Origin of the sequence: Desulfitobacterium sp. LBE (assembly GCF_007830365.1) — a bacterium.
GTDB classification, from domain to species: domain Bacteria; phylum Bacillota; class Desulfitobacteriia; order Desulfitobacteriales; family Desulfitobacteriaceae; genus Desulfitobacterium; species Desulfitobacterium hafniense.
In genome coordinates, this window is sequence record NZ_VLKD01000001.1 from 4,960,735 (window position 1) to 4,985,717 (window position 24,983).

At 49.7% G+C, this 24,983-nt stretch carries 25 protein-coding genes and 1 riboswitch; all 25 genes read left to right on the forward strand.

All coding sequences use genetic code 11. The annotated features are described in order from the left end of the window. Positions 1 to 113: 113 nt before the first annotated feature. The 25 genes from DESLBE_RS23380 to DESLBE_RS23495 all read left to right on the forward strand — a co-directional run bounded on the left by DESLBE_RS23380 (position 114) and on the right by DESLBE_RS23495 (position 24,980). A complete protein-coding gene (locus DESLBE_RS23380) occupies positions 114 to 1,148 on the forward strand; it encodes an ABC transporter substrate-binding protein (RefSeq protein ID WP_144678368.1) in 1,035 nt (344 codons plus the stop codon). An 11-nt stretch (positions 1,149 to 1,159) separates the two neighbouring features. Then, entirely contained in the window at positions 1,160 to 1,927 is a 768-nt protein-coding gene (locus tag DESLBE_RS23385) for an ABC transporter permease (RefSeq protein ID WP_144678369.1), read from the forward strand. Further along, positions 1,911 to 2,597 carry an ABC transporter ATP-binding protein gene (locus DESLBE_RS23390; RefSeq protein ID WP_144678370.1) on the forward strand — a complete coding sequence of 229 codons (687 nt, stop codon included), beginning with the start codon at positions 1,911 to 1,913 and terminating at the stop codon, positions 2,595 to 2,597. Before DESLBE_RS23385 ends, DESLBE_RS23390 begins: the two co-directional genes overlap by 17 nt. A gap of 13 nt (positions 2,598 to 2,610) precedes the next feature. Continuing rightward, on the forward strand, positions 2,611 to 2,952 hold the full coding sequence (locus tag DESLBE_RS23395; RefSeq protein WP_144678371.1) for a cupin domain-containing protein: 342 nt from the start codon (positions 2,611 to 2,613) through the stop codon (positions 2,950 to 2,952). 4 nt (positions 2,953 to 2,956) lie between these two features. Continuing rightward, positions 2,957 to 3,298 (forward strand): cupin domain-containing protein, encoded by a 342-nt coding sequence (locus DESLBE_RS23400; protein WP_144678372.1) that lies wholly within the window; start codon positions 2,957 to 2,959, stop codon positions 3,296 to 3,298. Positions 3,299 to 3,454: 156 nt separating this feature from the next. Next, positions 3,455 to 7,492: an acyl-CoA dehydratase activase gene (locus DESLBE_RS23405; protein ID WP_144678373.1), complete on the forward strand. Its 4,038-nt coding sequence runs from the start codon at positions 3,455 to 3,457 to the stop codon at positions 7,490 to 7,492. Positions 7,493 to 7,699: 207 nt separating this feature from the next. Beyond that, positions 7,700 to 8,719, forward strand: coding sequence for a PDDEXK nuclease domain-containing protein (locus tag DESLBE_RS23410; protein WP_144678374.1), 1,020 nt, complete (start codon positions 7,700 to 7,702; stop codon positions 8,717 to 8,719). A 311-nt stretch (positions 8,720 to 9,030) separates the two neighbouring features. Continuing rightward, positions 9,031 to 9,912, forward strand: coding sequence for a YicC/YloC family endoribonuclease (locus tag DESLBE_RS23415; protein WP_005811868.1), 882 nt, complete (start codon positions 9,031 to 9,033; stop codon positions 9,910 to 9,912). Positions 9,913 to 9,927: 15 nt separating this feature from the next. Beyond that, entirely contained in the window at positions 9,928 to 10,203 is a 276-nt protein-coding gene (locus tag DESLBE_RS23420; protein WP_005811866.1) for a DUF370 domain-containing protein, read from the forward strand. Between the two features lie 13 nt (positions 10,204 to 10,216). Continuing rightward, complete coding sequence (gene gmk / locus DESLBE_RS23425; RefSeq protein WP_015944867.1) at positions 10,217 to 10,819, forward strand: guanylate kinase; 603 nt, start codon at positions 10,217 to 10,219, stop codon at positions 10,817 to 10,819. A 2-nt stretch (positions 10,820 to 10,821) separates the two neighbouring features. Continuing rightward, positions 10,822 to 11,028 carry a DNA-directed RNA polymerase subunit omega gene (gene rpoZ / locus DESLBE_RS23430; RefSeq protein WP_005811864.1) on the forward strand — a complete coding sequence of 69 codons (207 nt, stop codon included), beginning with the start codon at positions 10,822 to 10,824 and terminating at the stop codon, positions 11,026 to 11,028. Continuing rightward, on the forward strand, positions 11,028 to 12,230 hold the full coding sequence (gene coaBC, locus DESLBE_RS23435) for a bifunctional phosphopantothenoylcysteine decarboxylase/phosphopantothenate--cysteine ligase CoaBC (RefSeq protein ID WP_144678375.1): 1,203 nt from the start codon (positions 11,028 to 11,030) through the stop codon (positions 12,228 to 12,230). Before rpoZ ends, coaBC begins: the two co-directional genes overlap by 1 nt. 5 nt (positions 12,231 to 12,235) lie before the next feature. Beyond that, positions 12,236 to 13,426 carry a methionine adenosyltransferase gene (gene metK, locus DESLBE_RS23440; protein WP_035214008.1) on the forward strand — a complete coding sequence of 397 codons (1,191 nt, stop codon included), beginning with the start codon at positions 12,236 to 12,238 and terminating at the stop codon, positions 13,424 to 13,426. 168 nt (positions 13,427 to 13,594) lie between these two features. After that, a riboswitch (cobalamin riboswitch) is annotated at positions 13,595 to 13,777 on the forward strand. 97 nt (positions 13,778 to 13,874) lie between these two features. Next, complete coding sequence (locus tag DESLBE_RS23445) at positions 13,875 to 14,687, forward strand: AIR synthase related protein (RefSeq protein ID WP_243131372.1); 813 nt, start codon at positions 13,875 to 13,877, stop codon at positions 14,685 to 14,687. A gap of 84 nt (positions 14,688 to 14,771) precedes the next feature. Further along, positions 14,772 to 15,284, forward strand: a complete 513-nt coding sequence (locus DESLBE_RS23450) for an ECF transporter S component (protein WP_018306996.1) — start codon at positions 14,772 to 14,774, stop codon at positions 15,282 to 15,284. 12 nt (positions 15,285 to 15,296) lie between these two features. Continuing rightward, positions 15,297 to 17,078, forward strand: coding sequence for an energy-coupling factor transporter ATPase (locus tag DESLBE_RS23455; RefSeq protein ID WP_144678376.1), 1,782 nt, complete (start codon positions 15,297 to 15,299; stop codon positions 17,076 to 17,078). Continuing rightward, positions 17,069 to 17,881: an energy-coupling factor transporter transmembrane component T gene (locus DESLBE_RS23460; RefSeq protein ID WP_018212801.1), complete on the forward strand. Its 813-nt coding sequence runs from the start codon at positions 17,069 to 17,071 to the stop codon at positions 17,879 to 17,881. The genes DESLBE_RS23455 and DESLBE_RS23460 overlap by 10 nt, the downstream gene beginning before the upstream one ends. Before the next feature lie 161 nt (positions 17,882 to 18,042). Beyond that, the gene (locus DESLBE_RS23465; RefSeq protein WP_144678377.1) at positions 18,043 to 18,690 is read left to right on the forward strand and encodes a cobalamin-dependent protein; all 648 of its coding nucleotides are present in this window, start codon (positions 18,043 to 18,045) and stop codon (positions 18,688 to 18,690) included. Next, positions 18,683 to 19,828, forward strand: a complete 1,146-nt coding sequence (locus tag DESLBE_RS23470; protein WP_144678378.1) for a uroporphyrinogen decarboxylase family protein — start codon at positions 18,683 to 18,685, stop codon at positions 19,826 to 19,828. Before DESLBE_RS23465 ends, DESLBE_RS23470 begins: the two co-directional genes overlap by 8 nt. Before the next feature lie 13 nt (positions 19,829 to 19,841). Continuing rightward, positions 19,842 to 19,985 carry a hypothetical protein gene (locus tag DESLBE_RS26735; protein ID WP_172625493.1) on the forward strand — a complete coding sequence of 48 codons (144 nt, stop codon included), beginning with the start codon at positions 19,842 to 19,844 and terminating at the stop codon, positions 19,983 to 19,985. Between the two features lie 73 nt (positions 19,986 to 20,058). Next, a complete protein-coding gene (locus DESLBE_RS23475; RefSeq protein WP_144678379.1) occupies positions 20,059 to 20,865 on the forward strand; it encodes a methyltetrahydrofolate cobalamin methyltransferase in 807 nt (268 codons plus the stop codon). 13 nt (positions 20,866 to 20,878) lie between these two features. After that, positions 20,879 to 21,577 carry a DUF1638 domain-containing protein gene (locus tag DESLBE_RS23480; protein ID WP_144678380.1) on the forward strand — a complete coding sequence of 233 codons (699 nt, stop codon included), beginning with the start codon at positions 20,879 to 20,881 and terminating at the stop codon, positions 21,575 to 21,577. A gap of 125 nt (positions 21,578 to 21,702) precedes the next feature. Then, positions 21,703 to 22,353: a cobalamin-dependent protein gene (locus DESLBE_RS23485; RefSeq protein WP_018212806.1), complete on the forward strand. Its 651-nt coding sequence runs from the start codon at positions 21,703 to 21,705 to the stop codon at positions 22,351 to 22,353. Then, the gene (locus tag DESLBE_RS23490) at positions 22,329 to 23,048 is read left to right on the forward strand and encodes a GntR family transcriptional regulator (protein ID WP_172625494.1); all 720 of its coding nucleotides are present in this window, start codon (positions 22,329 to 22,331) and stop codon (positions 23,046 to 23,048) included. The genes DESLBE_RS23485 and DESLBE_RS23490 overlap by 25 nt, the downstream gene beginning before the upstream one ends. An 81-nt stretch (positions 23,049 to 23,129) precedes the next feature. Further along, positions 23,130 to 24,980 (forward strand): ASKHA domain-containing protein, encoded by a 1,851-nt coding sequence (locus DESLBE_RS23495; RefSeq protein WP_144678381.1) that lies wholly within the window; start codon positions 23,130 to 23,132, stop codon positions 24,978 to 24,980. The last annotated feature ends 3 nt before the right edge of the window (positions 24,981 to 24,983 follow it).

Sequence of the window (24,983 nt, forward strand, 5' to 3'; positions counted from 1 at the left end):
TCGCCTTTTGTGCAGTGTGAAACTAAAGCTCGGCGAAGGCGGGTTTTCTTTACCGCCTTAAGTTAGCTTTAGCTAACCTGGTGTTAGTATATATCAAAAAGGGAGGATTTTCAATGAAAAAGACCTTATCGAGGACTATACCAATACTGATCATGCTTTTCCTGGTTCTGACCTTAGCGGCTTGCGGCACTGCCCAGCCGGCCCAGTCGGAAGGACCAAACAACCAGGAGACTCAAGGAACTCAGGAAACAGCCTCAGAACCCATAACCATTAAAGTCGGTGTGCCCACCGCACCTCCGGCTCTGCCTGTTCTGCATATGATGGAGACCAAGGCTCTGGGTGAGAATGTGAACATCGAGCTGTCCATCTGGGATGAACCGGAAACCTTAATCGCCATGGTTCAGGACGGCGAACATGCCCTGTTTGCTTTTCCCCTGACGGTGGTCGCCAAACTCTATAACAAAGGGTTGGACGTGCGCTTGATGAATGTCAACACCTGGGGAGTCACCTACTTTGTGACCTCCGACCCTGACCTAAAAGAGTGGCAGGATCTGAAAGGGAAAACAGTCTATGTCCCCTTGCAGTCCTCGCCGCCGGATGCTTTAACCCAGTATTTCCTCCATGAAGCCGGTCTGGAAGCAGGCAAAGACCTGGAGATCATCTATGCTTCAACTCCGGAAATCGCCACACTCCTTGCCTCAGGCAAAGCTGCCTATGCAACCCTCATCGAACCCCAGGTGACAAGAGCCTTGCTGGCTAATCCCCAATTGCGGATTGCCTTTAGCTTCGAAGAGGAATGGCAAAGGGTGAACGCTACGGACACCAAAATACCTAATGCCGGTTTCGGAACAACCCAGAAATTCATCGACGCTTATCCGGAATTAACAGCTCAATTCCAGGAAGCCTATGCCCAATCCACCCAATGGGCTAATGAGCACCCTGAGCAAATGGGTGAGCTGGCCGAAAAGTATTTGGGATTGAAAAAAGAGCTGGTGGCCAAAGCCTTGCCCAGTATGGGGCTGACCTTCCAAAGCGCCCAGGATTCCCAAACAGAGCTGAAGATGTTCTATGAGCTGCTCCGGGATTTTGAACCCTCTATGATTGGGGGAAAGGTTGCCGACGACGGCCTGTATTATGGTGGTAAGTAAGGGAGCGCACGGTGAAAAGTAGAGGATTGCTGACCAAGGACTCCGGTTACAAACTCCTGTCTTTCCTCATGGTCATCAGCTTGTGGAAAGTGCTGACGTTGCACTTTTCACCCCTGATCGTGCCCACCATGGGCAGTGTGCTGGCGGAGATCCATAAAATACTGACAAGTCCTGATCTTTACGCCATGATTCCCCTGACCGCCGGAAGGCTCCTGGCCGGCTTATCCCTGGGAGTGAGCCTGGGATTGGTTTTAGGGATTTTAATGGGGAACTTTTCACAGGTTAAAGGGGTACTGTCCCCCCTGATCGGGATCATGCAGACGGTGCCCCCCGTCTCCTGGGTGGTTTTGGCTCTGGTCTGGTTTGGATTCAACGGCAAACCTGCCGTCTTTATCGTCATCCTTTCCACCCTGCCGGTGATCACCATCAACGTCTGCGCAGGATTTCGGCGCATCAATAAAAACCTTCTGGAAATGGCCTGTCTCTATCGTTTTTCCAAGGTGAAGAGATTAAGGCATGTGATCCTTCCCTCCATACTCCCTTATTTTAAATCCGCTTTCCAGATTGCCTTAGGGAGCGGCTGGAAAATTGCGGTCATGGCCGAAGTGCTGACTACCAGCGACGGAATTGGCGGGATGATCAAACTGGGACGGCTCAATGTGGAACCGGAGAGCATCATCGCCTGGTCCATCCTCGTTGTGCTCTTATTTTATCTTTCCGATTTCCTCATCGGTAAGTTTCTCTTTAGGAAGGAAAAAAATTATGCTGCAACTCCATGAGATCAGTAAATCCTTCGGCACTCTCCCGGTCCTTAACAAGGTAAGTTTCACTGTGGAAGATGGCGAAATCGTTGCTTTAATCGGACCATCAGGCTGCGGAAAATCCACCCTGCTCAATATTATCGCCGGAATCCAAAAACCCGATGGGGGAGCTCTTTCCGGAGGGTCGGATGCCATGGCCTATGTCTTCCAGGATGACCGACTCCTGCCTTGGCGGACCGTCTGGGACAATATCCGGCTGGTCAGGGACCAGGAGAATCGGTCCGTGATTCAGGAATTGATTGATACGGTGGGTTTAAGGGGATTTGAGACCTATTATCCCGCCCAGCTCTCCGGAGGCATGAAAAAACGCTGTGGAATCGCCCGCTCCTTTTACTATGAAAGCCATCTGCTCCTGATGGACGAACCCTTTCAAGGGCTTGATTATTGCTTGCGCAGGGAAATGCTCCAGCTGCTGTTAAAAGTTTGGCAAAAGCATAAACAAGGAGTGCTGTTTATTACTCATGAGATCGATGACGCTTTAACCATTGCCAGCCGGATCATCGTTTTATCCCCCAGACCCGGTGAAATCAGCAAAGAATTTAGGCTGCCGGGACAAGAAGGAAGAGATCCGGGTTCACCTGAGCTGACAGACATCCGGCGGGAGATTATTGCCGCAATCACACATTAAGGAGGGAGAACACATGGCAAGACTGAAGAATTTGCCCCAGGAGCAACCCCTACCCCTGGCTTCTTTGCTCGAAGCCCGTGACAACCAAGTACTCAGCATGGCGCTTGCTCAAAGCGACCGTGTTCAAATCAGTTTATTTAGTTTCGCTGACGGGGAATCCGTCAGTGAAGAGGAGTATTTTGGCGATACCCTGTATCTTATCCTCCAGGGCGAAGCCGTCATAACCTTTGCCGATCAAAAAATTGCTTTAGCCCCTGAGGATGTGTTGATGGTTCCGGCTCACAAAATCCATGCCATAGCAGGCAAAGGCCGGTTTAAAATGCTGCAGATAACATTATTGAATGAGGAGAGATAAATAAATGACTGAAAAACTTATTAAGAATATTGAGCACTCCGCCCCTTTTAAGCTTCTGGATTTAGTGGCATACGAACCAGGCAAAGTAGCCAGCTTAACCCTTGCCCAAAAACCCGGCGTGGGCCTGACCATTCTGGCCTTTGCGGAAGGGGAGGGCGTGAGCACTCATGCGGCCCACGGAGATGCCATGGCCTATATTATGGATGGAGAAGCGGAAATCACCATTGCTGAAACCCGTTACCGGCTTAAAGCGGGAGAAGGGATCGTTATGCCGGCCGGAATTCCCCATGCCGTACAGTCCATAACCTCCTTCAAGATGCTGCTGACGGTGGTTAAGAATTCCTAACCCTGAGCTAACCCGCCTTTGTCCCCTGCCCCGATAGGCGGCGGGCCAAAGGGCGGGTAAGCCCAGTAGGGACCAGGGTGATAATCAAGGGGATGAATCCCCCTGAATTAAGTCTCGTTCAACCCATAAGGCCACGAAATTAAGGAGAGATAGACGATGTATAGTCTAGGGATAGACATAGGGAATGTTTCGGTAAAAGTCATCCTGCTTTCCGAAACCCAAACCATACTGTATAGGAGATATGAACTCCATGGGGGAAAAGCCCTTGTGGCGGCAGCCAGGATTCTTAAAGAAATGACTGAAATCTATCCAGAAGAACATCTGTATGGGGCACTGACCGGAGTCTACGGCAAGGTTCTGGGGGATGGGTTTGGTCAGGTAAGTGATATTCCTGCCCTTGAATTGGGTCTGAAAGTTCTCTGCCCCCAGGCGAAATCCGCGATGGAAATGGGCTCCCAAAATGCCCGGTATTTAACCAGGCTTTCCGGCCATACCTTGCCCTTGTATGGAGTTAATGAGAGCTGCGCCGGGGGCACAGGGTCTTTTTTTGAGGATCAGATGCGCCGCCTAGGCCTTGAGCTTGAAGATTATTCCGGCATCATCGAAAAGGCCCAAGGGGTTCCCAGACTATCGGGCCGCTGCTCTGTCTTCGCCAAAACAGATATGATCCATCGGCAACAGGAAGGGGCGCCCGTTGCCGATATCCTTTTAGGCTTATGCTATGCTGCCGTCAAAAACTTTAAAGCCACCATCGTCAAAGGGATGCCCATTGAAAGGCCCCTGGCTTTGTGCGGCGGCATCCTCAAGAACAAAGGGGTCATTCAAGGGGTAAAGGATGTTTTCGGCTTAAGGGATGAGGAGTTAATCGCCGATGAAGACCTGATTTTTGTCCAGGCTGTGGGAGCAGCCCGGTATGCCTTGGCCAACCAGCTCCTTGTGCCCGCCGCTCAGCTGATCCATGCCTTCCACCGGACAGAGGCCCAGGTCAAACTGGGAACCTCTCTTCCCCGGCTCAGCCCTCTTGCTCTCAGGGAGGGGACGAGGACTGAGGATCCCCAATGTCGGGAAATTGCGGAAGGGACCCATTGTCTCCTCGGTATCGATGTGGGTTCCACAAGCACGAACCTGGTGGTCACCGATGGGGAGGGCCGTCTCCTTGATTTTCAATATCTGAGAACCCAGGGGGATCCCCAAAGGGTGGTCCGGGAAGGTCTGGCCTCTCTTGGCCAGCGATTGGGAAGCGGACTGATCATAGATGCCGTAGGGGTAACCGGTTCGGGACGTCATTTAATCGGGGAAATGATCGGGGCCGATACGATTAAAGATGAAATCACCGCTCAGGCCAAAGCCGCTCTGAAAGTCAATCCTCATGCGGATACCGTCTTTGAGATCGGGGGGCAGGACTCCAAATATATTTCCCTGGAGAAGGGAGAAGTCAGCGACTTTCAGATGAATAAGATCTGTGCGGCAGGAACCGGGTCCTTCATCGAGGAACAGGCCTTGCGCCTGGGTATCCCCATTGAAGAGTATGGGGGGATCGCCTTAAAAGCTCAGTCCCCTCTGGATCTGGGGGAACGCTGCACCGTATTTATCGAAAGCAATATCGGGGCGGCCTTGGCCAACGGCGAGGAGAAACCGGATATTTTGGCAGGGCTGTGCCACTCCGTCATTCGCAACTATCTCCATAAGGTGGTAGGGAACAAGCCCGTGGGCCAAGAGATCGTTCTCCAGGGAGGGGTTTGCTATAACCCGGCTGTAGTGGCCGCTTTCCAGGGGATCTTCGGGGATAGGGTTCAGGTGTCTCCCTGTTTCTCGGTAAGCGGAGCCTATGGAGTAGCTCTGCTGGCCGGTGAAAGTATCGGGTTGAGCCCCGGCCCCAGCCGCTTCAAAGGGTTTGACTTGTCCCCGCAGAATAAGGTCAAGTCCGCACAAGATAAGGCCGAAACAGCAGAAATCAGTCTCAGCAGCCATCATAACGGCTTTAGCCATAATAGCTACTTTAGCCATCATAACTACTTCGCTGAGGCCCAAAAGATGCTGTTGGGGGATTATACCGGAAGGATTGATCCGAAGAAGAAAACCATTGGGGTTCCCTATGTTTTGGTGGTCCATAAATTCTTCCCCATGATCAAAGGTTTCTTTGAGTCCCTGGGCTTCAATGTCCTTTTGTCCGCTGAAAGCAATGAAAAGACCATTGCTCTGGCCCAAAACTATGCCCAGGCGGAAACCTGCTATCCTGTCAAACTAATCTACGGTCATATGGCGGAACTGGCGGAAAAAGGGGTGGATTATATTTTCCTGCCCAGCATCCTGACCATGAAACATGAAACCTCCAGGGTGCATCACAATTATAGCTGTGTCTATATGCAAAAGGCTCCGGAATTTGTCTTTAAAACCTTGAAACTGGCAGAAAAGGGGATTCAGCTCCTCAACCCTGTCTTCAACCTTGATTACGGCAAGCCGGCCATGGCAGGAGCCATGATTGAGATCGGCACTTCTTTGGGAAAAATGAAGCCCTTTTGTGTCAAAGCCCTGGCGGAAGGAGCCATGGGAGTGCGCAGGTACACTGCTCAGGTGGAAAAAGCCGGCCGGGAACTGCTGGACTCCCTGCCGGATCAGGAAAAGGTCATCGTCATCATGACCAGGAACTATGGCATCAGCGATCCGGTGCTCAATATGGGCATACCCCAGGAGTTCATGAAAAGAGGGTATAAGGTCATCACTTTGGGACATCTTCCCGGTCATGACCTGGATCTGTCCCATGAGTATGAGAACCTCTATTGGCCTTTTGGCCAGCACATTATCGGTGGCGCCAAAATTATCAAGAACCATCCCAATCTTTATGCAGTCTATCTTAATAACCATGGCTGCGGTCCGGATACGATGATTTCCCATCTTTTCCGGCAGGAGATGGGAGATAAGCCTTACCTGAATATTGAAGTGGATGAACACTATTCCAAAGTGGGAGTCATAACCCGCATTGAAGCCTTTATCAATACCCTTGAGCATCGGCCCGCCCCCGGGAAAGTGAAACGGGATTTCCTCAAGGATCTGCCCCGGCGGGAAGTTTCTTTAAGAAAAACTCCTGAGCCGGGTGTGCCGGTCTATTTCCCCCATCTGTATCCTTATGCCGATTTGCTGGGGGATACGCTGAAGAAGCATGGCTATGAGGGGCATGAGCTCCCGCCAACCACGGTCGCCAGCCTTAATCTGGGCAAAAGCAAAACCTTGGCCAAGGAATATTTATCCTTTACGGCTCTGCTGGGGGATGTGCTGCACAAAGCTCAGGATCAGGAAAAGATGCAGGTGATTCTCCCCGCCACAGAAGGGGGAGAGATCGACGGACTCTACAGCCGGGTGATTTACGATATCCTGGCCAGAGAGCATATGGACCACGTCACGATTATTTCCCCCATCCTGGAAACCTTGCCTTTTCAATCGTCTTTATGCCCCCAGCTTTTTATCAGCATCCTGGCCGGGGATTTAATCCTGGCCGCCCCCGCGGAAAGCAGGGAAGGCCTCCGTCAAAGGCTGAAGAGCCTTGCCTCCCTATCCATGGAAGATCTGCTGGAGGCCGCCCATGAGGTCGGTCGGGATCTCCGGGATGTTCAGGCTCTTCATGATGTTCAGGATATTCAGGCTCTCCGGGATGTTCAGGCTCTAAAGCCGGGAGCCGGGAAGATAGCCGTCCTGGGGGAACCCTATGTGCTCTACAATGCCTATTTAAATGGTGAACTATTTAAAGAAGTTGAGAAAAAGGGCAAAAAGATGGCCACGATGCCCCTGAGTGAATACTTGTGTTTTCTGTGGTACACCCGCTGTGAGAACAAAAGAGAGCGGGGAGTGGTGGCCGGATATATCTCACAAATGGAGCGGCTCTCCGCTGCTTTAGGGGAAAATACCCCTTTTGCCTCCAGCTTTGCTGATCTCTTAGCCAGTGCGGATGACCTTATTCCCGATTTCGCCGGAGCCAATGGCCGCTATCGCCGGGTCAAAACCATGGACTGGCAAAGGCAGGGGATTCCCTGTATCGAAGTGGCTTCCCTCTATGAAAATGCCCAGACCGTGCTGCACTTGCTGGCGGGGGAGGAGGATGGCCTGGTTTTAAGGCTGGGCTTTGATGAATCCGGTGTTGCCACCATGAAAGACCGGCTCCATTCTTTTCTGTATTATATGGAGAGAAAGAAAGATTGAAACCTGTGCCCAATTCCCAAGCGCTTGGGAATTGGGCGCTGAGTCTTTTTAGAGGTATATAGATTGGTAAAATGCCCTATATGAGGGGGGGACAAGTGTGGTATACACAGTTAAGATGGATTGTCTTTCGGTGAGGGATACGGTAATATTTTGAGTGATAAGATAATTCTGCAAATCAAATATTATCTTAAGGAAAGGAGGAGGGCTATGCTTTTCAACAATAGTGATTATTTTAAGATTTGCTCGGACATAAAAAATCAAATACGCTCTGCGCAACATCGGGCGATAATTGGAGCCAATCGCGAGCTTATTACGCTTTACTGGAATATTGGTAATGTTATTAACGCAAACTCCAAATGGGGTAATAAATTTATTGAAAATCTCGCCCGCGATATCAAACTCGATTTCCCTGACACAACAGGTTTTTCAGTTCGCAATTTGAAATACATGGCCAAATTTTCAAGTCTTTATTCAGACATTGAATTTGTGCAGACGGTGTCTGCACAATTAAGCTGGTCACATAATGTTGCGCTTTTGGACAAGGTAAAGGATGGCGAGCAAAGAACCTGGTATGCGAAAAAAACCATTGAAAATGGCTGGTCAATTAATGTTATGGTTCATCAAATAGAGTCAATGCTTTACAAACGTCAGGTCCTCGCCGATAAAACAACTAACTTTGAAACGCATTTGGCGAGCCCACAGAGTGAACTGGCTCAGCAAACTTTGAAAGATCCTTATATTTTTGACTTTGTACAGCTACGCGAAAATGCGATAGAACGTGATATAGAAAATCAGCTTGTAAGAAATGTCACTCAGTTGCTGCTCGAACTGGGAACCGGTTTTGCCTTTATTGGCAATCAATATCACATGGAGATTGGAGGAGAGGACTACTATCTCGACCTTCTGTTCTATAATCTAAAGCTTCGCTGCTATGTTGTTATCGAATTAAAAACAGGTGATTTCAAGCCGGAATATGCTGGAAAGCTGAATTTCTATCTTTCTGCAGTTGACTCCAAGTTGAAAAAGGAACAGGATAACTCTTCCATTGGCATTCTCTTGTGCAAATATAAAAACAGATTAATTGCCGAGTATTCTTTGCGGGATATGACAAAGCCTATCGGTGTTAGTGAGTATCAAATAACGAGTCTCTTGCCAAACGAATTGAAAGATACTTTGCCGTCGGCGGAGGATATTGAAAAGAGAGTTTTGCCGGCAGAAAACGAGTAATATACCGCTTCAAGCACTATGACGTTTGCAGACCTTGCCATTCCTCTTGAAGAGGTTTTTCGTCAAAAGCAAAAAGCCAGGGCTGTATAGTGACTGTGACAAAAGTCTGTTGTTATACGGTCTTTATTTCTTTTATTTATAGAAGGAAACTTGCTTCAGACAGAATTTCAACTTCATCTGCGTACCTTCACAGCATACAAATAATGTATCCATAACAAGCCATTATCCAAGTCAAAATCAACTTAAATTGTTTTTTTGAACATTAATCGCTATAATAAATTAAAAACTTAAAAAAGAAAGTTGGTCAGAGCATGGCAAACAGTATGACAGGGTTTGGCAGGGGGGAAGCCTCCGGTTACGGTTACCAATTCACCATCGAGCTGAAAGCGGTCAATCATCGCTTTTTCGAGACGTCGGTACGGATGCCCCGCCATCTGAATAGTTTAGAAGATAGAATACGCAAAATCCTGCAAAGCAAAATCAACCGCGGACGTATTGATGTCTATGTTAATGTGAAGGAAACCGAAGAAAAAAAGAGATTGGTGAAGGTTGACAAAGATTTAGCCCTGTCGTATGATAAGACACTGAAGGAACTCGCTTTAGCCCTCAATACAACCTATGAGACGGATATTTACCGTTTAGCTGCCTTGCCCGAGGTTTTTGACCTAGAGGATACGGATATTGATCTGGAACTGATTTGGGAACCCTTGAGCCGTGCCGTAGCCGAGGCTTTGAATGGCTTCACAGCCATGCGGCAGGTGGAAGGGGAAGGCTTAGCGGCAGATCTTTTGCACCGTTTACATACCATCATGCTGGCTAAAGATGAAATAGCAGGTTATACCGACAGCATCGTTATAGATTATCAAACCCGCTTACAGGAGAGGATAGAGGTCCTTCTGGGAGATAAGGCCATTCTCGATGAAGCTCGCCTGGCCAATGAAGTGGCTTTTTTTGCAGACAGAGCATCCATTACCGAAGAATTGGTTCGTCTGCAGAGCCATATTGACCAAGGCCGGGAAGCTCTGCAAAGCTCTGAACCCGTCGGGCGCAAGCTGGATTTTCTGGTTCAGGAAATGAACCGGGAGATCAATACCATTGGCTCGAAGGCTAATAATTTAAGCATTACTCAGCATGTCGTTCAGATGAAAAGCGAATTAGAGAAAATTCGGGAACAAGTTCAAAATCTGGAATAATTGGAGGGTTAAGTTTTGGACATTAAATTGATTAACATTGGGTTTGGCAATATCGTATCCGCCAACCGCATTATCTCTATTGTCAGCCCGGAATCAGCTCCCATCAAGCGGATTATCCAGGAAGCACGGGACGCAGGAATGCTGATCGATGCCACCTATGGCCGCAGAACCCGGGCCGTGATTATCTGCGACAGCCATCACGTCATTCTGTCGGCAGTTCAACCGGAAACCGTGGCCCATCGCCTTTCCGCGAAAGAAGCCAGCAACACTGCCGAAGACCCAGCTGATTAAGGGGAGGACAAGAGTGGAACAAAATCATGGCTTATTGATTGTTCTATCCGGTCCTTCCGGGGCGGGAAAAGGAACCCTTTGCCAGGAACTGCTGAGACAGCTGCCTCAGGTAAAGTATTCCGTGTCGGCCACGACACGTCAGCCCCGTCCTGGTGAAGTGGATGGATTGCATTATTATTTCCGTAGCCGGGAAGAATTTCAAACCATGATCGAACAGGATCAACTTTTGGAATGGGCAGAGTTTTGCGGCAACTATTACGGAACTCCCCAGTTCGCTGTGGAGCAGGCCATTCAAGCCGGGAATGATGTCATTCTGGAGATTGAAATTCAGGGAGCTTTACAAGTCAAGCAGCGTTTCCCCCAGGGAGTGTTTATTTTTGTCGTGCCGCCCTCCATGGATGAACTTTCCCAGCGCATCCATAAACGGGGCACCGAATCCGAGGAAGTGATTCAAAAACGGCTGCAGACTGCCGCTCGGGAACTGGAGTATGTGAGCGAGTATGATTATGTGGTCGTCAATGATGAAATTCCTCTGGCAGTAGACAAATTAAAGAGCATTCTGCTGGCTGAGAAATGCCGTGTGAAAAGAAAACCTTATGTATTTCAGGGGGTGTAATCATGAAACAGCCTTCCCTCGATATTTTGTTGAGCAAAGTGGACAGTAAATATACCTTGGTGCTGGCGGCGGCGAAACGGGCCCGTACCCTCATGGAGGATCCGGAGTTTGAAGTGAATTACCGCGGTTCCAAACCGGTAAGCCTTGCTTTTGATGAAATCGCCAAAGGGAAATATCATTTTGAATTAACCCGTGAAGGAATTAAATAATGTTGCGGGGTAAGAAGCTCCTCATAGGCGTCACAGGGGGGATTGCGGCTTATAAAGCTGCGGATGTGGTGAGCCGCCTCCGCAAGCAGGGCGCCATCGTCTATGTGGCGATGACGAAGGGGGCTGCTGAATTTATTGCCCCCTTAACCCTGAGGACCCTTTCCGGTAACCCGGTCTATGTGGATATGTTCGCAGAGCCTAAGGTGTGGAATGTTGAGCATATCGCCCTGGCGGAAGCAGTCGATGCCGTATTGGTTGCTCCGGCTACGGCTAATCTATTGGCCAAAATGACCGTGGGCCTTGCCGACGATTTTCTCTCCACTGTCCTGCTGGCCACGCAGGCCCCTATCTTTGTGGCTCCGGCCATGAATCATCATATGTACCATCATCCAACTACCCAGGAGAACCTGAAACGGTTACAGGAACGTTCCGTACGCATTCTGGGACCGGCCACAGGCTTTCAGGCCTGCGGCACCGATGGCGACGGCCGTATGAGTGAGCCCCAGGAACTTGTGGAGGCTTTGCAGAGTTTTTTTGCCGCCTCAGGAGTGTTGGTGGGCAAAAAAGCCTTGGTCACCGCCGGGGGAACCCAGGAACCCCTTGACCCGGTCCGCTATCTCGGCAACCGTTCTTCAGGCAGGATGGGGTTTGCCGTGGCTGAAGCCTTAAGGGAGGCCGGTGCGGAAACAACCCTTGTCTCTGCGCCCAATGAACTGCCCACCCCGCCGGGAGTAAGGCGAATCAATATTATGACAGCTCAGGAAATGCATGCTGCGGTCATGGGCGAATTTGCCCGGATGGATATTGTGGTCAAAGCTGCAGCAGTTGCCGATTACCGGCCCGCGGTCAGTGCTGAGCAGAAAATCAAAAAAGCTGGGACAAATCTTGCTCTGGAACTTGTGCCCAATCCCGATATCCTGGCGGAATGCGGCAGGAAGAAAGAAAACCAGTTTCTGGTGGGGTTTGCCGCTGAGACGGAAAACCTTTATGAGCATGCTCAAGCCAAGATGCAGCGCAAAAATGTCGATATGCTGGTGGCCAATGACGTAACCCAGCCCGGAGCGGGATTTGGCAGCCCTACGAATATCGTGAGCCTGCTTTTCCCGGATGGGAAGAAAATCGATCTGCCCCAAATGAACAAATTAGACGTAGCTCGGCGGCTGGTTCAGGAGATTGCTGAGCGCCTTAGTGAAAAGGAGTGACTTCATTGGCAAAAAAACTGTTTACCTCCGAATCGGTCACAGAAGGACATCCCGATAAAATCTGCGACCAGATTTCCGATGCCATCTTAGATGCTATCTTCGCTAAAGATCCCAATGCCCGGGTCGCTTGTGAGACCTCGGTGACCACCGGCCTGGTGTTAGTCAGCGGTGAAATTACGACTAATTGTTATGTGGATATTCCCAGCACAGTAAGACAAACCATCCGTGAAATCGGCTATACCCGGGCCAAATATGGCTTTGATGCCGATACCTGTGCCGTGCTCACCTCCATCGGGGAGCAATCCGCCGACATTGCTTTGGGAGTGGATAGAGCTCTGGAAGCCAAAAACGGCGAGATGAGCGAGGAAGAGATCGAAGCCATTGGCGCCGGCGACCAAGGGATGATGTTCGGCTACGCCACCAACGAAACGGAAAGCTATATGCCCCTGGCCATTGATCTGGCCCATCGCCTGGCCCGCCGCCTCAGTGAAGTCCGCAAGTCGGATATCCTGGATTACCTCCGTCCCGACGGCAAGACTCAGGTGACGGTAGAGTATGAGGATAATCGCCCTGTCCGTATCGATACCATCGTGATCTCCACTCAGCATCATCCGGAAGCAACTCAGGAGCGGATTCGCCGGGATCTCCTGGAACATGTGGTCTTTCCCGTGGTCCCATCGGAATTGCTGGATGAGAGCACCCGTTATTTTATTAACCCCACAGGCCGTTTTGTCATCGGCGGTCCCCAAGGGGATGCCGGTTTAACCGGCCGCAAGATCATCGTTGATACTTATGGCGGCATGGCCCGCCATGGGGGAGGAGCCTTCTCCGGCAAGGACCCCACAAAGGTCGACCGTTCTGCCGCCTATGCCGCCCGTTATGTGGCTAAAAACGTAGTGGCTGCCGGTTTGGCTGAGCGCTGTGAAATCCAGCTGGCTTATGCCATCGGGGTAGCCCAGCCCGTATCCGTCCTGGTGGAAACCTTCGGAACCGCCAAAATTGACGAGGAAAAAATCGGCGAACTGGTCAAAAATAATTTTGACCTCCGTCCGGCAGGGATCATTAAGACTCTGAATCTGCGCCGTCCCATCTACCGCCAAACGGCTGCTTACGGACACTTTGGCCGCACCGATCTGGACCTGCCATGGGAAAAGACCGATAAAGCCTCTGCTTTGCGGGAGCAAGCAGGCCTATAAATTATAAATTTCAAAAGCAGATGGATCAGGCCGGAGGATTGTTTCAATAGGAACAATCCTCCGGCCTTGATTAGTTTAGAAGATAGAACAACCCCTTACTTTGGCAATAGGACGAATTTTTGACTTGACATTATTCTGGTTTTGGCTAAACTGAATTTAGTAGGTTTTAACAATTTAAGGATTTCAGGTGCCCTTCGTCAAGAAGGGAGAATAGGGAACCGGGTGCAATTCCCGGACGGACCCGCCACTGTAAAGAGGAGTCTCAGCGCTGAATGCCACTGGGTAACTGGGAAGGCAGCAAGGAGACAATGACTCGAAGTCAGGAGACCTGCCTGGATCTGGGGACACATGAAGTTTGGTAAAGTTCATGGTCATTTTGCTTTGTCTGCAAGGAGAAGCGAGGTGGCTATGGACTTTTTATTTTTATAAAAATTATTGGAGAGGAGAGTTGAAGGCCTTGGGATATCAGGGAAGAGATGTTGAGGTGGTTGCCCTGAATGATGCTCAATATCTTGTCGCAGCCTGCGATTCATGCGGTGCTATTGGTGAGAAAGAGCTGGATGCAGTCAAAGTTCCCTGGAGGGTAACCGGCAGGATGACGGCCCGGGTAGCTTTATTGGAAGTGCTGGCGGTGGGAGCAGTTCCCCAGATGCTCAGCATTGCCATTGCCAATGAACCCATACCCGCAGGGGAAGAAATAATGAAGGGGGTGAGAGAAGAGCTAAAGGCTATGAATCTGCTCTCCCTGCCTGCGGCCGTCAGCACGGAAAAGAATATGCCCACAGAACAAACCGGCTTAGGCATTACGGTCATAGGGCTTTGCGATCAGGATAAACTTCGCATTGGCAGAGCCAGGCCGGGCAACAGCCTGTTTTGTCTGGGGCTCCCCAAAGTGGGAACTGAGGCGGCTGACCCGGAAGATCCGGATATTCTGCAGGGGATACATCTTATTCAATTGCTTAATATTCCTGGGGTGTATGACATTATTCCCATAGGCTCCCAAGGGATACGGGGTGAAGCCGAAGCCCTTGCCCAAGCTGTCGGTGCCCGATTCAGAGAAGATACCCAATGTGAACTTGATCTCAATAAATCGGCAGGACCTTCTACTTGCCTCATTTATACGGCAGCAGAGGATATTGAATTAGGGGCTTTCGGCAAGCTGCCCATCCATAAGATCGGCAGGCTGGAGGAGATGGAGGCGGAGGTGGAGGCCTTCCAAACAGGACAGGAAATAAAGACTAAGCTCCAGGAAGAATATTAATGCAGCATTTAAATTTAAACAAAATGAAACTAAATTAAACGAAACGAAACAAAAAGAAAAGAAGAAATAAAGGAGAGAATAACAATGATTGAACCTGCAAAGAAAACAACGGTCCCCAAATCAGCCCAGAATATCAGACGGATTGCCATCATGGCAGTCTTTCTTGCCTTGAGTGCGGTAGGCGCCTTGATCAAAATTCCCAGCCCGCTGGGGACAGTGGCCCTGGATTCTGCTCCGGGTTTTTTCAGCGCTTTGGCTTTTGGCAGCATAGAAGGCTGTCTTGTGATTGCCATAGGTCATCTGCTCACCTCGGCGGTGGTCGGTTTTCCCCTGGGAATTCCTATGCATTTGGTCATCGCCATCGAAATGGCTGTCTTTGCCTTGATCTATCGCCTGGTCAATAAGAAAATCGGTTTAATTCCTGCCGTGATTATTACATCCCTCCTCAATGGTGTGGTGGCGGCCTTTTCCGTATTCCCCATGGGTGGTATGGGTGCAGTCTTAGGGTTAATGCCCTTTCTGTTATTAGGGTCGGTCTTGAATGTTGCCGTATCGGCCTTAGCCTATAAAGCGCTTAAAGGAAGCCGGTTGATCTAGAGGAGTGCTGGGGTGGAGAGAGTGATTGAATTAAGAGATGTTTCTTATCGTTATCCAAGAGCTGAAGAAGAGAGTTTAAAACAAATCAGCCTGACAGTGGCCAAAGGAAAATTCATCGCCTTGATGGGTCCCACAGGAGCGGGAAAAACAACCTTAAGTTTGTGTCTGAATGGATTGATTCCCCAGTTTCTGCAAGGAGAGCTGCAGGGAGAGGTCAGGATTGGAGGGAAAGACACAGGTGAGGTCCGGGTGCAGGACCTGGCTAAACAAGTAGGGCTGGTGCTTCAGGATGCAGAAAGTCAGATCGTCGGGCGAACCGTGGCAGAGGACGTGGCTTTTGGTCCCCGCAATTTCGGCATACCCTTGGCGGAGATTCAGCAAAGGGTTGCCCAAGCCTTGGCCAAGGTCCGGCTGAATGGCTATGATCAGCGCTCTACGGCAGAGCTGTCCGGCGGAGAAAAACAACGGCTGGTGATCGCCGGGGTGCTGGCCCTGGAACCGGAACTATTGGTCATGGATGAACCGGCTTCTGAACTGGATCCGGAAGGACGGTTCCAGGTCTATCGCACCTTGGATGATCTCTGTCGTGAAAGAGAGCGGACGATTCTGGTCGTTGAACATTCCAGTGAAGAAATCCTGCATAGAGCCCACGAAGTTATCGTGCTTAAGCACGGGAAAATTGCCTGGCAAGGGGCGCCGGAACAGCTTTTTCGCAATATCCCTCTTTTGCAGGAATTCGGGATCAAGCCCTTGCCGGTCAGCTTATTAGGCTGGAGTTTTTGCCAAAGAGGATGGATTGAAGGCCAGGACATTCCTTTGGATGTTGCCGAGGCCGAATCCCTGATCCGCAAATTAATAGGGGAGCCAGCCCTACACAACAGAGTGGCCCCGCTGATTGCGCCGCCGGCAAGAGGCAAAGTCCATCAAGAAAAGGAAGCAGAGAAGAGACCGCCGAATTCAGCCTTGATTCAAATTAAGCAGCTTGTGCACCGATTTGAATCGGGACAAATAGGCGTGCAGGGAATCGATCTGACCATTGAAAAAGGAGAATTTGTGGCTCTGGCAGGCTCCAACGGAGCCGGAAAAACCACTTTAGCCAAACACATCAATGGCTTGCTTAAGCCCACCCAGGGGGAAGTTATCGTCAAGGGTCTGAATACCAAAGATGTTGATACGGCCCAGTTGGCCAAAACCGTGGGCTATGTGTTTCAGAACCCTGATCACCAGATCTTTTCCGTCTCAGTGGAGAAGGAGCTGGAGTTTGGCCTGAAGAACGCCGGCTTTACCCGGGCGGAGATTGCAGAGCGGATCACCCAGGCCTTGGCCTTAACCGGCCTGGAAAACTATCGCCAGGTTCATCCCTACACTCTAAGTAAAGGGGAACGGCAGTTCATCGCCGTGGCTTCCGTTTTAGCCCTTACCCCGGAAATTCTCGTCATTGACGAACCGACAACAGGTCTTGACTGGGTGGGAGTGGAGAAAATCATGAAGCTGCTTCAGCAGCTCCATAGAGAGGGGACCACCATTCTTATGATCAGCCATGATATGGACAGCGTTGCCGACTATGCAGAACGGGTGATCATTTTGCGGGGGGGTCAGGTGATGGGGGATGCCCCTCCCTGGGGGGCCTTTGCTGATGAGTCCATGCTCCGGCAGGCGGCAGTCCTTCCTCCCCAATTATGTGTCTTAAATCAAAGACTGCAGGATTTGGGCTATCAAGCGCAATCGGCTGCGGAATTCAGGCGGGCATTGTTTCAGATCATTGAGGAGGGGGAGAGGAAATCTTGTTTATAGACTATTTGCCAGGAGACTCTCTGCTGCACCGTCTCCATATCCGTACCAAAATAGCGGGTTTTCTGGTGGTTGTAATCTGGTGTTTTTTGTTTGAAAACCCTCTCTACAATTTGAGCTTTTTGCTTGGTATCCTAATATTAGCACTGCAAAGCAAAATCGCTTATCAGAGAATTTGGCAGATGATCCGGCCTTTAATGCCCATCTGTCTCTTTCTGCTTCTTTTTACCGGCATAACCTACCCCCCGGAAAGATTTCAGAGCGAAATAAGTCAGGTTATTCTTTTCTCCGCAGCCAATGAGGGGCGGGTTGCCTTGTCCGTAGGCGGCTTTTTAACGGGGGTTAATTACATCTGCCGCCTGCTTATTATGGTATTGGGGTCCTCCCTGCTGACCCTAACGACGCCCCTGGATGAGTTCATGCTGTTTTTGAATCAGCTTAGAGTTCCAGCGGAAATAACCTTTATGATCACGACGGCCTTGCGCTTTATCCCCACTCTGGATAAAAAAAGATTGCTGATTATCGAAGCGCAAAGGGCCCGGGGTGTCAGGCTCAATGAGCAAAGCAGTATGGGGCGGCTCAAAACCTATCTTACGATTATGGTCCCCTTATTTGTCAATGCCATTTTGATTGCCGAGGACTTGGCCAAAGGTATGCTGAACCGCGGTTACGGATATAGGGCCTCGGTAATCCCCAGCCATGAACACCCTGCGACGGCAATGGATTACTGGATTCTAGGAGTTCTTTTGCTATGCTTAGGGGGCGGGCTGTATTTGCGGGTCGGTTTAAACTTAGGGATGCTGTGAATTAAGCGCGAAAGTAGTACAAATTGATTGAATATTTGATATTGACAAATAGTTCTGGCGTGTTAATATAAAACCATAGAACATCTTTTATTTTGTCCCAAGTTGTATATACAGGTATATGTAGCTTTCCGGTTATTAAAAACATTAAGGGAGTGAAAAGGATGCTGGATTTAAATGCATTGACACAGGCCATTGGGGATCTGGACGAAGGACAAGTAGTAAGCTTATTGGAGGAATTTGTTGCCTCCAAGCCCAGTATGGCGGAGGCCAACCAAGTGGTTGCGGCTTGTCAAAAAGGAATGAGCATCGTCGGAGACTTTTATGAAAAAAAGGAGTACTATGTTGGTGACCTTATTTTCGCCGGTGAACTTTTAAGCCAGGCATTTGATCTTTTGAAACCCGTGATTGGCGGAGACAGCAGCAGCAAGGTAGGCAGCATCGTTGTGGGTACGGTTCAGGGGGATATGCACGACATTGGCAAAAACATCTTTGCCAGTATGGTGGAGGCGGCAGGTTTTGTCGTCCATGATCTGGGCATCGATGTGGAACCCGGGGTTTTTGTGGACAAGGTAAAAGAGGTGAAAGCAGAAATATTGGGGATGAGCGGAGTTCTTACCCTGGCCATTGATTCCATGAAAGCAACGGTTGACGCTTTGGCAGCGGCGGGCCTGCGGGATCAGGTGAAGGTCATCATCGGCGGCAACCCTGTCACCGAGGAGGCCTGCAAACAGATCGGAGCCGATATGTTTACAACCAATGCCGCCGAGGGCGTAAAAATTTGTCAGAGGTGGGTGGAACAACATGTCTGATAAGATGGCTGAAAGAACACAGTTATTCACGGATCTGATTGACGGGAAAATCCCCAAGCGGGTGCCCATTATGTCAATGTTTACCCATGAATTTGCTATTCAATATGCCGGTATGGATTTAAAAAAGGTCCAATGGGATACGACGGATTTAGAGGCTTGCTTCGAGAAAGTGTGCGAAGATTTTTATTCCGATCTCCTGCCTGTCTCAGCCTTCAGAATGCCGTCCTTCTATAAGATATTGGGTTCGCGAAACTTTGTCATGGGGTCCAATGGTTTTCTGCAGCATCCGGAGGTGGAAGGGCTCAAAGTAGAAGAGTATGATGATTTTATTGCTTCCCCTTATAATTGTATCGTCGAAAAAGTGCTGCCCAATTTATATTCCGAACTTAACGCCGACCCGGTCACCCGCTCTATCGTCATGGCTAAGGCCTTCAAAGCTTATACAGACGAAAACAACAACTTGTTCAGGATCTATGGGAATCTGATCGGCAAATACGGTTACGGTACCGTATCCCTCTTTGCTGCCTTCTGCGAAGCACCCTTTGATATTTTGACCGACCAGTTAAGAGGATTCAAAAATATTTCCATGGATGTCAGACGGATTCCCGATAAAGTGGAAGCTGCTGTCAATGCGGTCACTCCTTTAATGATCAAAATGGGAACCCAGCCTTTCCCCAACAAATACAATGCCACCTTTATTCCCTTGCACATGGCTCCCTATCTTAGAGGGAAGGATTTCGACAGATTCTACTGGCCCAGCTTTAAAAAACTGGTGGAAGGTCTGGCGGAAAAAGGCATGAGGTCTTATCTGTTTGTTGAAGAGGACTGGATGCGTTATATCGACTATCTGGCCGAGCTTCCGGCCGGAACCGTAATGACCTTTGAGTACGGGGATCCCAAGCTTGTTAAGGAAAAATTGGGCAAGAAGCATATTATCGGCGGTTTCTATCCCCTTACCCTCCTGAAGACAGGGACCAAACAGGAATGCATCGACAAGGCAAAAGAGCTTAATGATATTCTGGCCCCAGGCGGCGGCTATTACTTTACTTTTGACAAGGCGATCATCACTGCTGACAGCGTGAATATTGATAATACCAGAGCGGTTCTGGATTATGTAGCCAATAACGCCAACTATTAAGGAGGGGAACTTCATGAACACCGATTACTATAAAACATGGGAAGAATACCTGGCCGGCCATCCGGAAATCGATGAGCAGGAAGCCCAGGTCATGGCACCTAAAATGCAGAGCTACGAGGATATGATGTTTAGCTTCATTATGTTCCTCTGCGCTTAAGTAGTTCTATAAAAAACAGAAACAAAGGGGCTGTGGCTAAACAGCCCCTTTTGTAACAAAAGGAGACTAAGCTATGATCATTATTGGAGAAAAAATTAATGGAACCATCCCCAGCGTAAAACAGGCGATTGCTGAGCGGGATGAAGAGTTCATCCGCAACCTGGCCCTTAAACAAACGGAAGCAGGAGCCCATTTTCTTGATGTATGCGCCAGCACAGCACCGGAATACGAAGTGGAAACCTTGATCTGGCTGATGAATATTGTTCAGGATACGGTGGATACGCCCTTGTGCATTGACAGCCCCAATGCCGCCGTGATCAAAGAAGTCTTTAAGCATGCCCGGCGTCCCGGGCTGATTAACTCCGTTTCCGAGGAAGGGGATAAATGCGAGCTTATTTTCCCTTTGCTTGAAGGCACGGAGTGGCAGGTGATAGCCCTGACCTGCGATAATAAAGGCATCCCTTCCGACACTGAGACACGGGTGGAGATTACGAAGAGGATTGTGGAAAAGGCTCAAAAGCATGGCATCACTCCGGACCGCATCCATCTTGATCCCCTGGTGCTGGCGTTATCGGCGGATAATAAATCCTTATTGAACTTTACCGAAACCCTGAAGTTGGTTAAAGAGTTATACCCCACAATTAAAGTAACTTCCGGGTTAAGCAATATTTCTTTTGGCATGCCTCTCAGAAAAGTTGTCAATCAAGGCTTTTTAACCATCGCTCTTTATGCGGGAATGGATTCCGCCATTCTCGATCCCACCAACCGGGATATGATGGCTACCCTGATGGCCACTGAGGCTCTGCTGGGCCGGGACCGTCTCTGCAGAAACTTCGCCAATGCTTTCCGCAAGAATAAAATCGGCCCCATCAAAGAGTAAATGGGGAGGATGTATGGTTAAGGAAAGTGCAGGAGGCACGGTGCTCATTGCCTGTAAAATGCTTCAGCATGAACTGAATAAGGCCATAGCCGAGAGTGGCTGCCCCTATCCGATCATCTGGATTGATTCCGAATACCATACAGACCCTAATGGACTAAGAGCTAAGCTCCAGGAGGAAATTGACCGGCTTGAAGAGGTAAAAACCATTCTCTTGGCTTATGGCTGCTGCGGCAATGGCACCGTGGGCTTGAAGGCGACCACCGGGGATCTGATCATTCCCCGGACTGAGGATTGTATTTCCATGCTGATGAGCCGGCAGGGCCAGGCCTATTTGCGGCCCAAAGCCACCTTTTTTATGACCAAGGGCTGGCTGGAAGGCACCCACAGCATGGCCAGAGAAATAGAGCATGCCGTAAAACGCTACGGGCCGGAACGGGCGAAAAAAATCTTTGAGCAGATGTTCAGGCACTATAAGCATTTAATGCTCATCGATACCAAGTCCTATAGTATTGAGGAATGTTTGCCTGAAGTAGAATTGCTGGCCCAAAGCCTTAATTTAGAACTGACCTTTGCCGAGGGCGATGTTTGGTTTTTAAGGAAACTGCTTTCAGGGAGCTTTGCCCAGGATTTCAGCATCACACCCCGAGGAGAAACAGTAAGTCAACAGGATTTTGCCTGCTGCAGCCAGGACCTTCCCCGCCAGCCCTATTGACCTGCAGGTATTGAGGGAAGACCCATTCCCTTTAAAAATTGACAAACCCCAGAGTGGGAAATAAGATGATTATGAGAAATACTTCTATATAAAGTGACCTGAGTATACCTGTTAGGGAGGGCGTAATGAAGGATTTTGGCACGACTGAAGAACTCTTGATCAATTATGTGGAACAACTCGAAGAGAACAAAGTCTTTGAGCTTGCCAATCATGCTTTAGACCAAGGGATGAATCCTTTAGACCTGGTCAACTTAATCATCGAAGGGATGAACCGGGTGGGCAAACGCTACGAAGCGAAAGAGTATTATATCGCCGACCTGATCATGGCAGGCATCATTTTTCGGGGAGTTTTGGAGCTGAAGCCCATGACATCGTATTTCAGCAGCCATCACAAAAAGAAAAGCGGGAAGGTGCTCCTGGGCACTGTCAAAGACGATATCCATGATATTGGCAAAGAGATTTTCCGGGCCTTGCTGGAAACCCATGGCTTTGAAGTCCTGGATCTTGGTGTGGATGTATCCGGGGAAACCTTTGTCAAAAAGACCAGGGAGTTTAAGCCTGATATCATTGGACTGAGCGGAGTGTTAACCAGCACTATCGATCAAATGAAACAGGTCATCGACATTTTAGCCGCTGCAGGACTGAAGGACCAAGTCAGGATTATCGCCGGGGCAAATTACCTTAACGCCGATGGCTGCAGCTATATAGGTGCTGATGCTTTCGCCACCGATGCCTCAAAAGGGATTGAAATATGTTTGGAATGGATGAAAAGATGATTAATCCCGTCTATCTTCAGATTGTGGAAGAGCTCAAACGGAAAATAAATAGCGGGTCCTTGAAGCCGGGGGATGCCGTTGCTTCAGAAAACGCTCTCAGCAAGGAATATGGGGCCAGCAGGATGACGGTCAGAAAAGGGCTGGCGGTTCTGGCCAAGGATGGCTATATTTATTCCATTCCGGGAAAAGGCAGCTTCGTGCAGAAACCGGAATTGAACAAATACACCATTTACTATGATGAGATGAAGAACTCCATCAACACGGTAGACCGTTCCCGCCTGCTGGAAGTCAATATTATCATGCCTGATGAAAAACTGGCCGGGGAATTGCAGATCACCAGGAATAAAAATGTGATTGTGATTCGCAGGTTGTTTTTTACCGAAGGCAAACCCATCGCCTATGATCTAAAATATCTGCCCTACTCCAAAGGGATGCCCATTGTGGAAGAAGAGCTGGAACAAGCCACTTTTCCCGAGATGGTTTCGGGCAGTGTGTCCTCTTTTTCTTTAAAAAAGGAACTGACCATTTATGCTCAGCCACCTGACGAAGAGATCAGGCGCCATTTAAAGATTCATGACGACCTGGCACTGCTGGTTATTGAACAGCGCATCCATAATGAAGAGAATAAGCCGATTGGCTTTTGCGTGACTTATTTCCGGGGAGACTATATAAAATTAAAGGGCAGAAGTGAGTAGACTTGCTGATTTAATGAGCTGCATCAATCTACGATGCAGTTTTGCTTTACACAAGCCCACCATGGGGAGGAGGTCGTTTTCTTGAAAGAAGTCAGGATAGTGTTCCAACCTGGAGAGATCAGCGTGCCGGTAATTGCCGGCACCACCATTATGGAAGCCATGAACCGGTCGGGACTGGGAGAGGATTTCCCCTGCGGAGGCAGGGGGAAATGCGGGAAATGCCGGGTAAAGGTTAGGGAGGGGCTGGAGGACTTTACGGCCATTGATGAAGATCATCTGACAGCTCAGGAGTTGGCGGAAGGCATTCGCTTAGCCTGTGCCACCAAAATAAACAGAGACATGATCATCGAGATGCAAAGTCCCAAAAAGCTGCAGCATCATATTCTGATTGATTCTGCGGAGAGAGCCTTTCATATTCAGCCCCATCTGCTCAAAGTATTTTCAGAAATTGCCCAACCCTCTCTCAGCGAGCATAAGTCGGACTGGCAGCGCTTGCAGGAAAGCCTGGCCGGGCTTGGCGGCAGTGCCGGCGATTTGCAGGCCCCTCTCTCCGTGCTCCGCCGGCTGTCGGACACCCTAAGGGAGTCCGCCAACCGGGTGACAACTGTAGTGTACGGTTCTCAGGTCTTGGGAATAGAGCAGGGAGATACCACCGGGACCCTCTTGGGCATGGCCTTTGATATCGGAACGACGACCATTGTCGGTTATTTGCTGGATTTGAATTCGGGTAGAGAGCTTGAAGTGGTATCGACCCTTAATCCCCAGGCCCAATATGGGGGAGATGTCATATCCCGCATAACCTTTGCCGGCAAAGAAGAGCAGGGACTGGACACCCTGCACCAAGCCGTTACAGGAGCTATGAACAGGCTGATCGGCGAAGCGGTTGACAAGGCGGGAGTGGACAGAAATCAGCTTTACGGAATTTCCGTGGCAGCCAATACCACCATGCATCACCTTTTCCTGGGGATAACCCCCCGGACCATTGGCATGTCCCCCTATGTTTCCGCCGTTAACCAGGGGCTTGTGGTGGCTCCTGCCGAACTGGGCCTGGAAATCAATCAGGCCGGCCGGGTTTTCGTCCTGCCCAATATCGCCGGCTTTGTAGGTGCGGACACCACGGCTGTTCTGCTGGCCGCCGATCTGGAGAAAAGGGATCAGGTTACCCTGATTTTGGATATTGGGACCAATGGGGAGATTGTTTTAGGTTCCCAAGACCGGATGGTGGCCTGTTCCGCAGCGGCCGGTCCGGCTTTTGAAGGAGCCCAGATCACCAGCGGCATGAGAGGTGCCGAGGGGGCGATTGATCATATCTCCTTTGACGATGGTTTGAGCTATACGGTCATCGGCAACGGGCTTCCCATAGGAATCTGTGGTTCCGCTCTTCTCGACGGAGTAGCCGGCCTTGTGGAGCTGGGCATGATCAATAAACGGGGCAAGTTTTTAGAGCCTGAAAAACTAACTCATCCCAGCGCCCTTAAATTAAAGGACAGACTTATTAAATATGAAGAGACCTGGGCCTTTCAATTGGTTGAAGCCGGTCAAACCCGCCATGGCCGACCGATTTTGATTACTCAGAACGATATTCGCGAGCTTCAGCTGGCCAAAGGGGCTATTGCAGCCGGTGTGAAGATTTTGCAGGAGGCCATGGGCATCGAGTGTGATGATATTAAGGAAGTGCTGCTGGCCGGAGCTTTTGGCAATTATCTCAATCCCCACAGCGCCTGTGTGATCGGCTTAATTCCCCGGGAGCTGGAGAACAGGATCAAGACCATTGGCAATGCAGCAGGAAATGGAGCGAAAATTGCCTTGCTTTCCGCCCAGGAGTTTTCGCGGGCCAAGGATCTGGCCGGAGAGGTTTCCTTTGTTGAACTGGGCAGCTATCCGGGATTCAACACTATTTTTGCACAAAACACCTATTTTAAGTTGGATTGAGGG

What these genes read in the sequence shown, in the direction of transcription:
- coaBC (WP_144678375.1), top strand. Translation starts at nt 11,028, where the DNA reads ATGTTGCGGGGTAAGAAGCTCCTCATAGGCGTCACAGGGGGGATTGCG.
- DESLBE_RS23465 (WP_144678377.1), top strand. Translation starts at nt 18,043, where the DNA reads ATGCTGGATTTAAATGCATTGACACAGGCCATTGGGGATCTGGACGAA.
- DESLBE_RS23470 (WP_144678378.1), top strand. Translation starts at nt 18,683, where the DNA reads ATGTCTGATAAGATGGCTGAAAGAACACAGTTATTCACGGATCTGATT.
- DESLBE_RS23490 (WP_172625494.1), top strand. Translation starts at nt 22,329, where the DNA reads ATGTTTGGAATGGATGAAAAGATGATTAATCCCGTCTATCTTCAGATT.
- DESLBE_RS23400 (WP_144678372.1), top strand. Translation starts at nt 2,957, where the DNA reads ATGACTGAAAAACTTATTAAGAATATTGAGCACTCCGCCCCTTTTAAG.
- rpoZ (WP_005811864.1), top strand. Translation starts at nt 10,822, where the DNA reads ATGAAACAGCCTTCCCTCGATATTTTGTTGAGCAAAGTGGACAGTAAA.
- DESLBE_RS26735 (WP_172625493.1), top strand. Translation starts at nt 19,842, where the DNA reads ATGAACACCGATTACTATAAAACATGGGAAGAATACCTGGCCGGCCAT.
- DESLBE_RS23415 (WP_005811868.1), top strand. Translation starts at nt 9,031, where the DNA reads ATGGCAAACAGTATGACAGGGTTTGGCAGGGGGGAAGCCTCCGGTTAC.
- DESLBE_RS23450 (WP_018306996.1), top strand. Translation starts at nt 14,772, where the DNA reads ATGATTGAACCTGCAAAGAAAACAACGGTCCCCAAATCAGCCCAGAAT.
- DESLBE_RS23485 (WP_018212806.1), top strand. Translation starts at nt 21,703, where the DNA reads ATGAAGGATTTTGGCACGACTGAAGAACTCTTGATCAATTATGTGGAA.
- DESLBE_RS23475 (WP_144678379.1), top strand. Translation starts at nt 20,059, where the DNA reads ATGATCATTATTGGAGAAAAAATTAATGGAACCATCCCCAGCGTAAAA.
- DESLBE_RS23380 (WP_144678368.1), top strand. Translation starts at nt 114, where the DNA reads ATGAAAAAGACCTTATCGAGGACTATACCAATACTGATCATGCTTTTC.
- DESLBE_RS23405 (WP_144678373.1), top strand. Translation starts at nt 3,455, where the DNA reads ATGTATAGTCTAGGGATAGACATAGGGAATGTTTCGGTAAAAGTCATC.
- DESLBE_RS23395 (WP_144678371.1), top strand. Translation starts at nt 2,611, where the DNA reads ATGGCAAGACTGAAGAATTTGCCCCAGGAGCAACCCCTACCCCTGGCT.
- DESLBE_RS23480 (WP_144678380.1), top strand. Translation starts at nt 20,879, where the DNA reads ATGGTTAAGGAAAGTGCAGGAGGCACGGTGCTCATTGCCTGTAAAATG.
- DESLBE_RS23410 (WP_144678374.1), top strand. Translation starts at nt 7,700, where the DNA reads ATGCTTTTCAACAATAGTGATTATTTTAAGATTTGCTCGGACATAAAA.
- DESLBE_RS23390 (WP_144678370.1), top strand. Translation starts at nt 1,911, where the DNA reads ATGCTGCAACTCCATGAGATCAGTAAATCCTTCGGCACTCTCCCGGTC.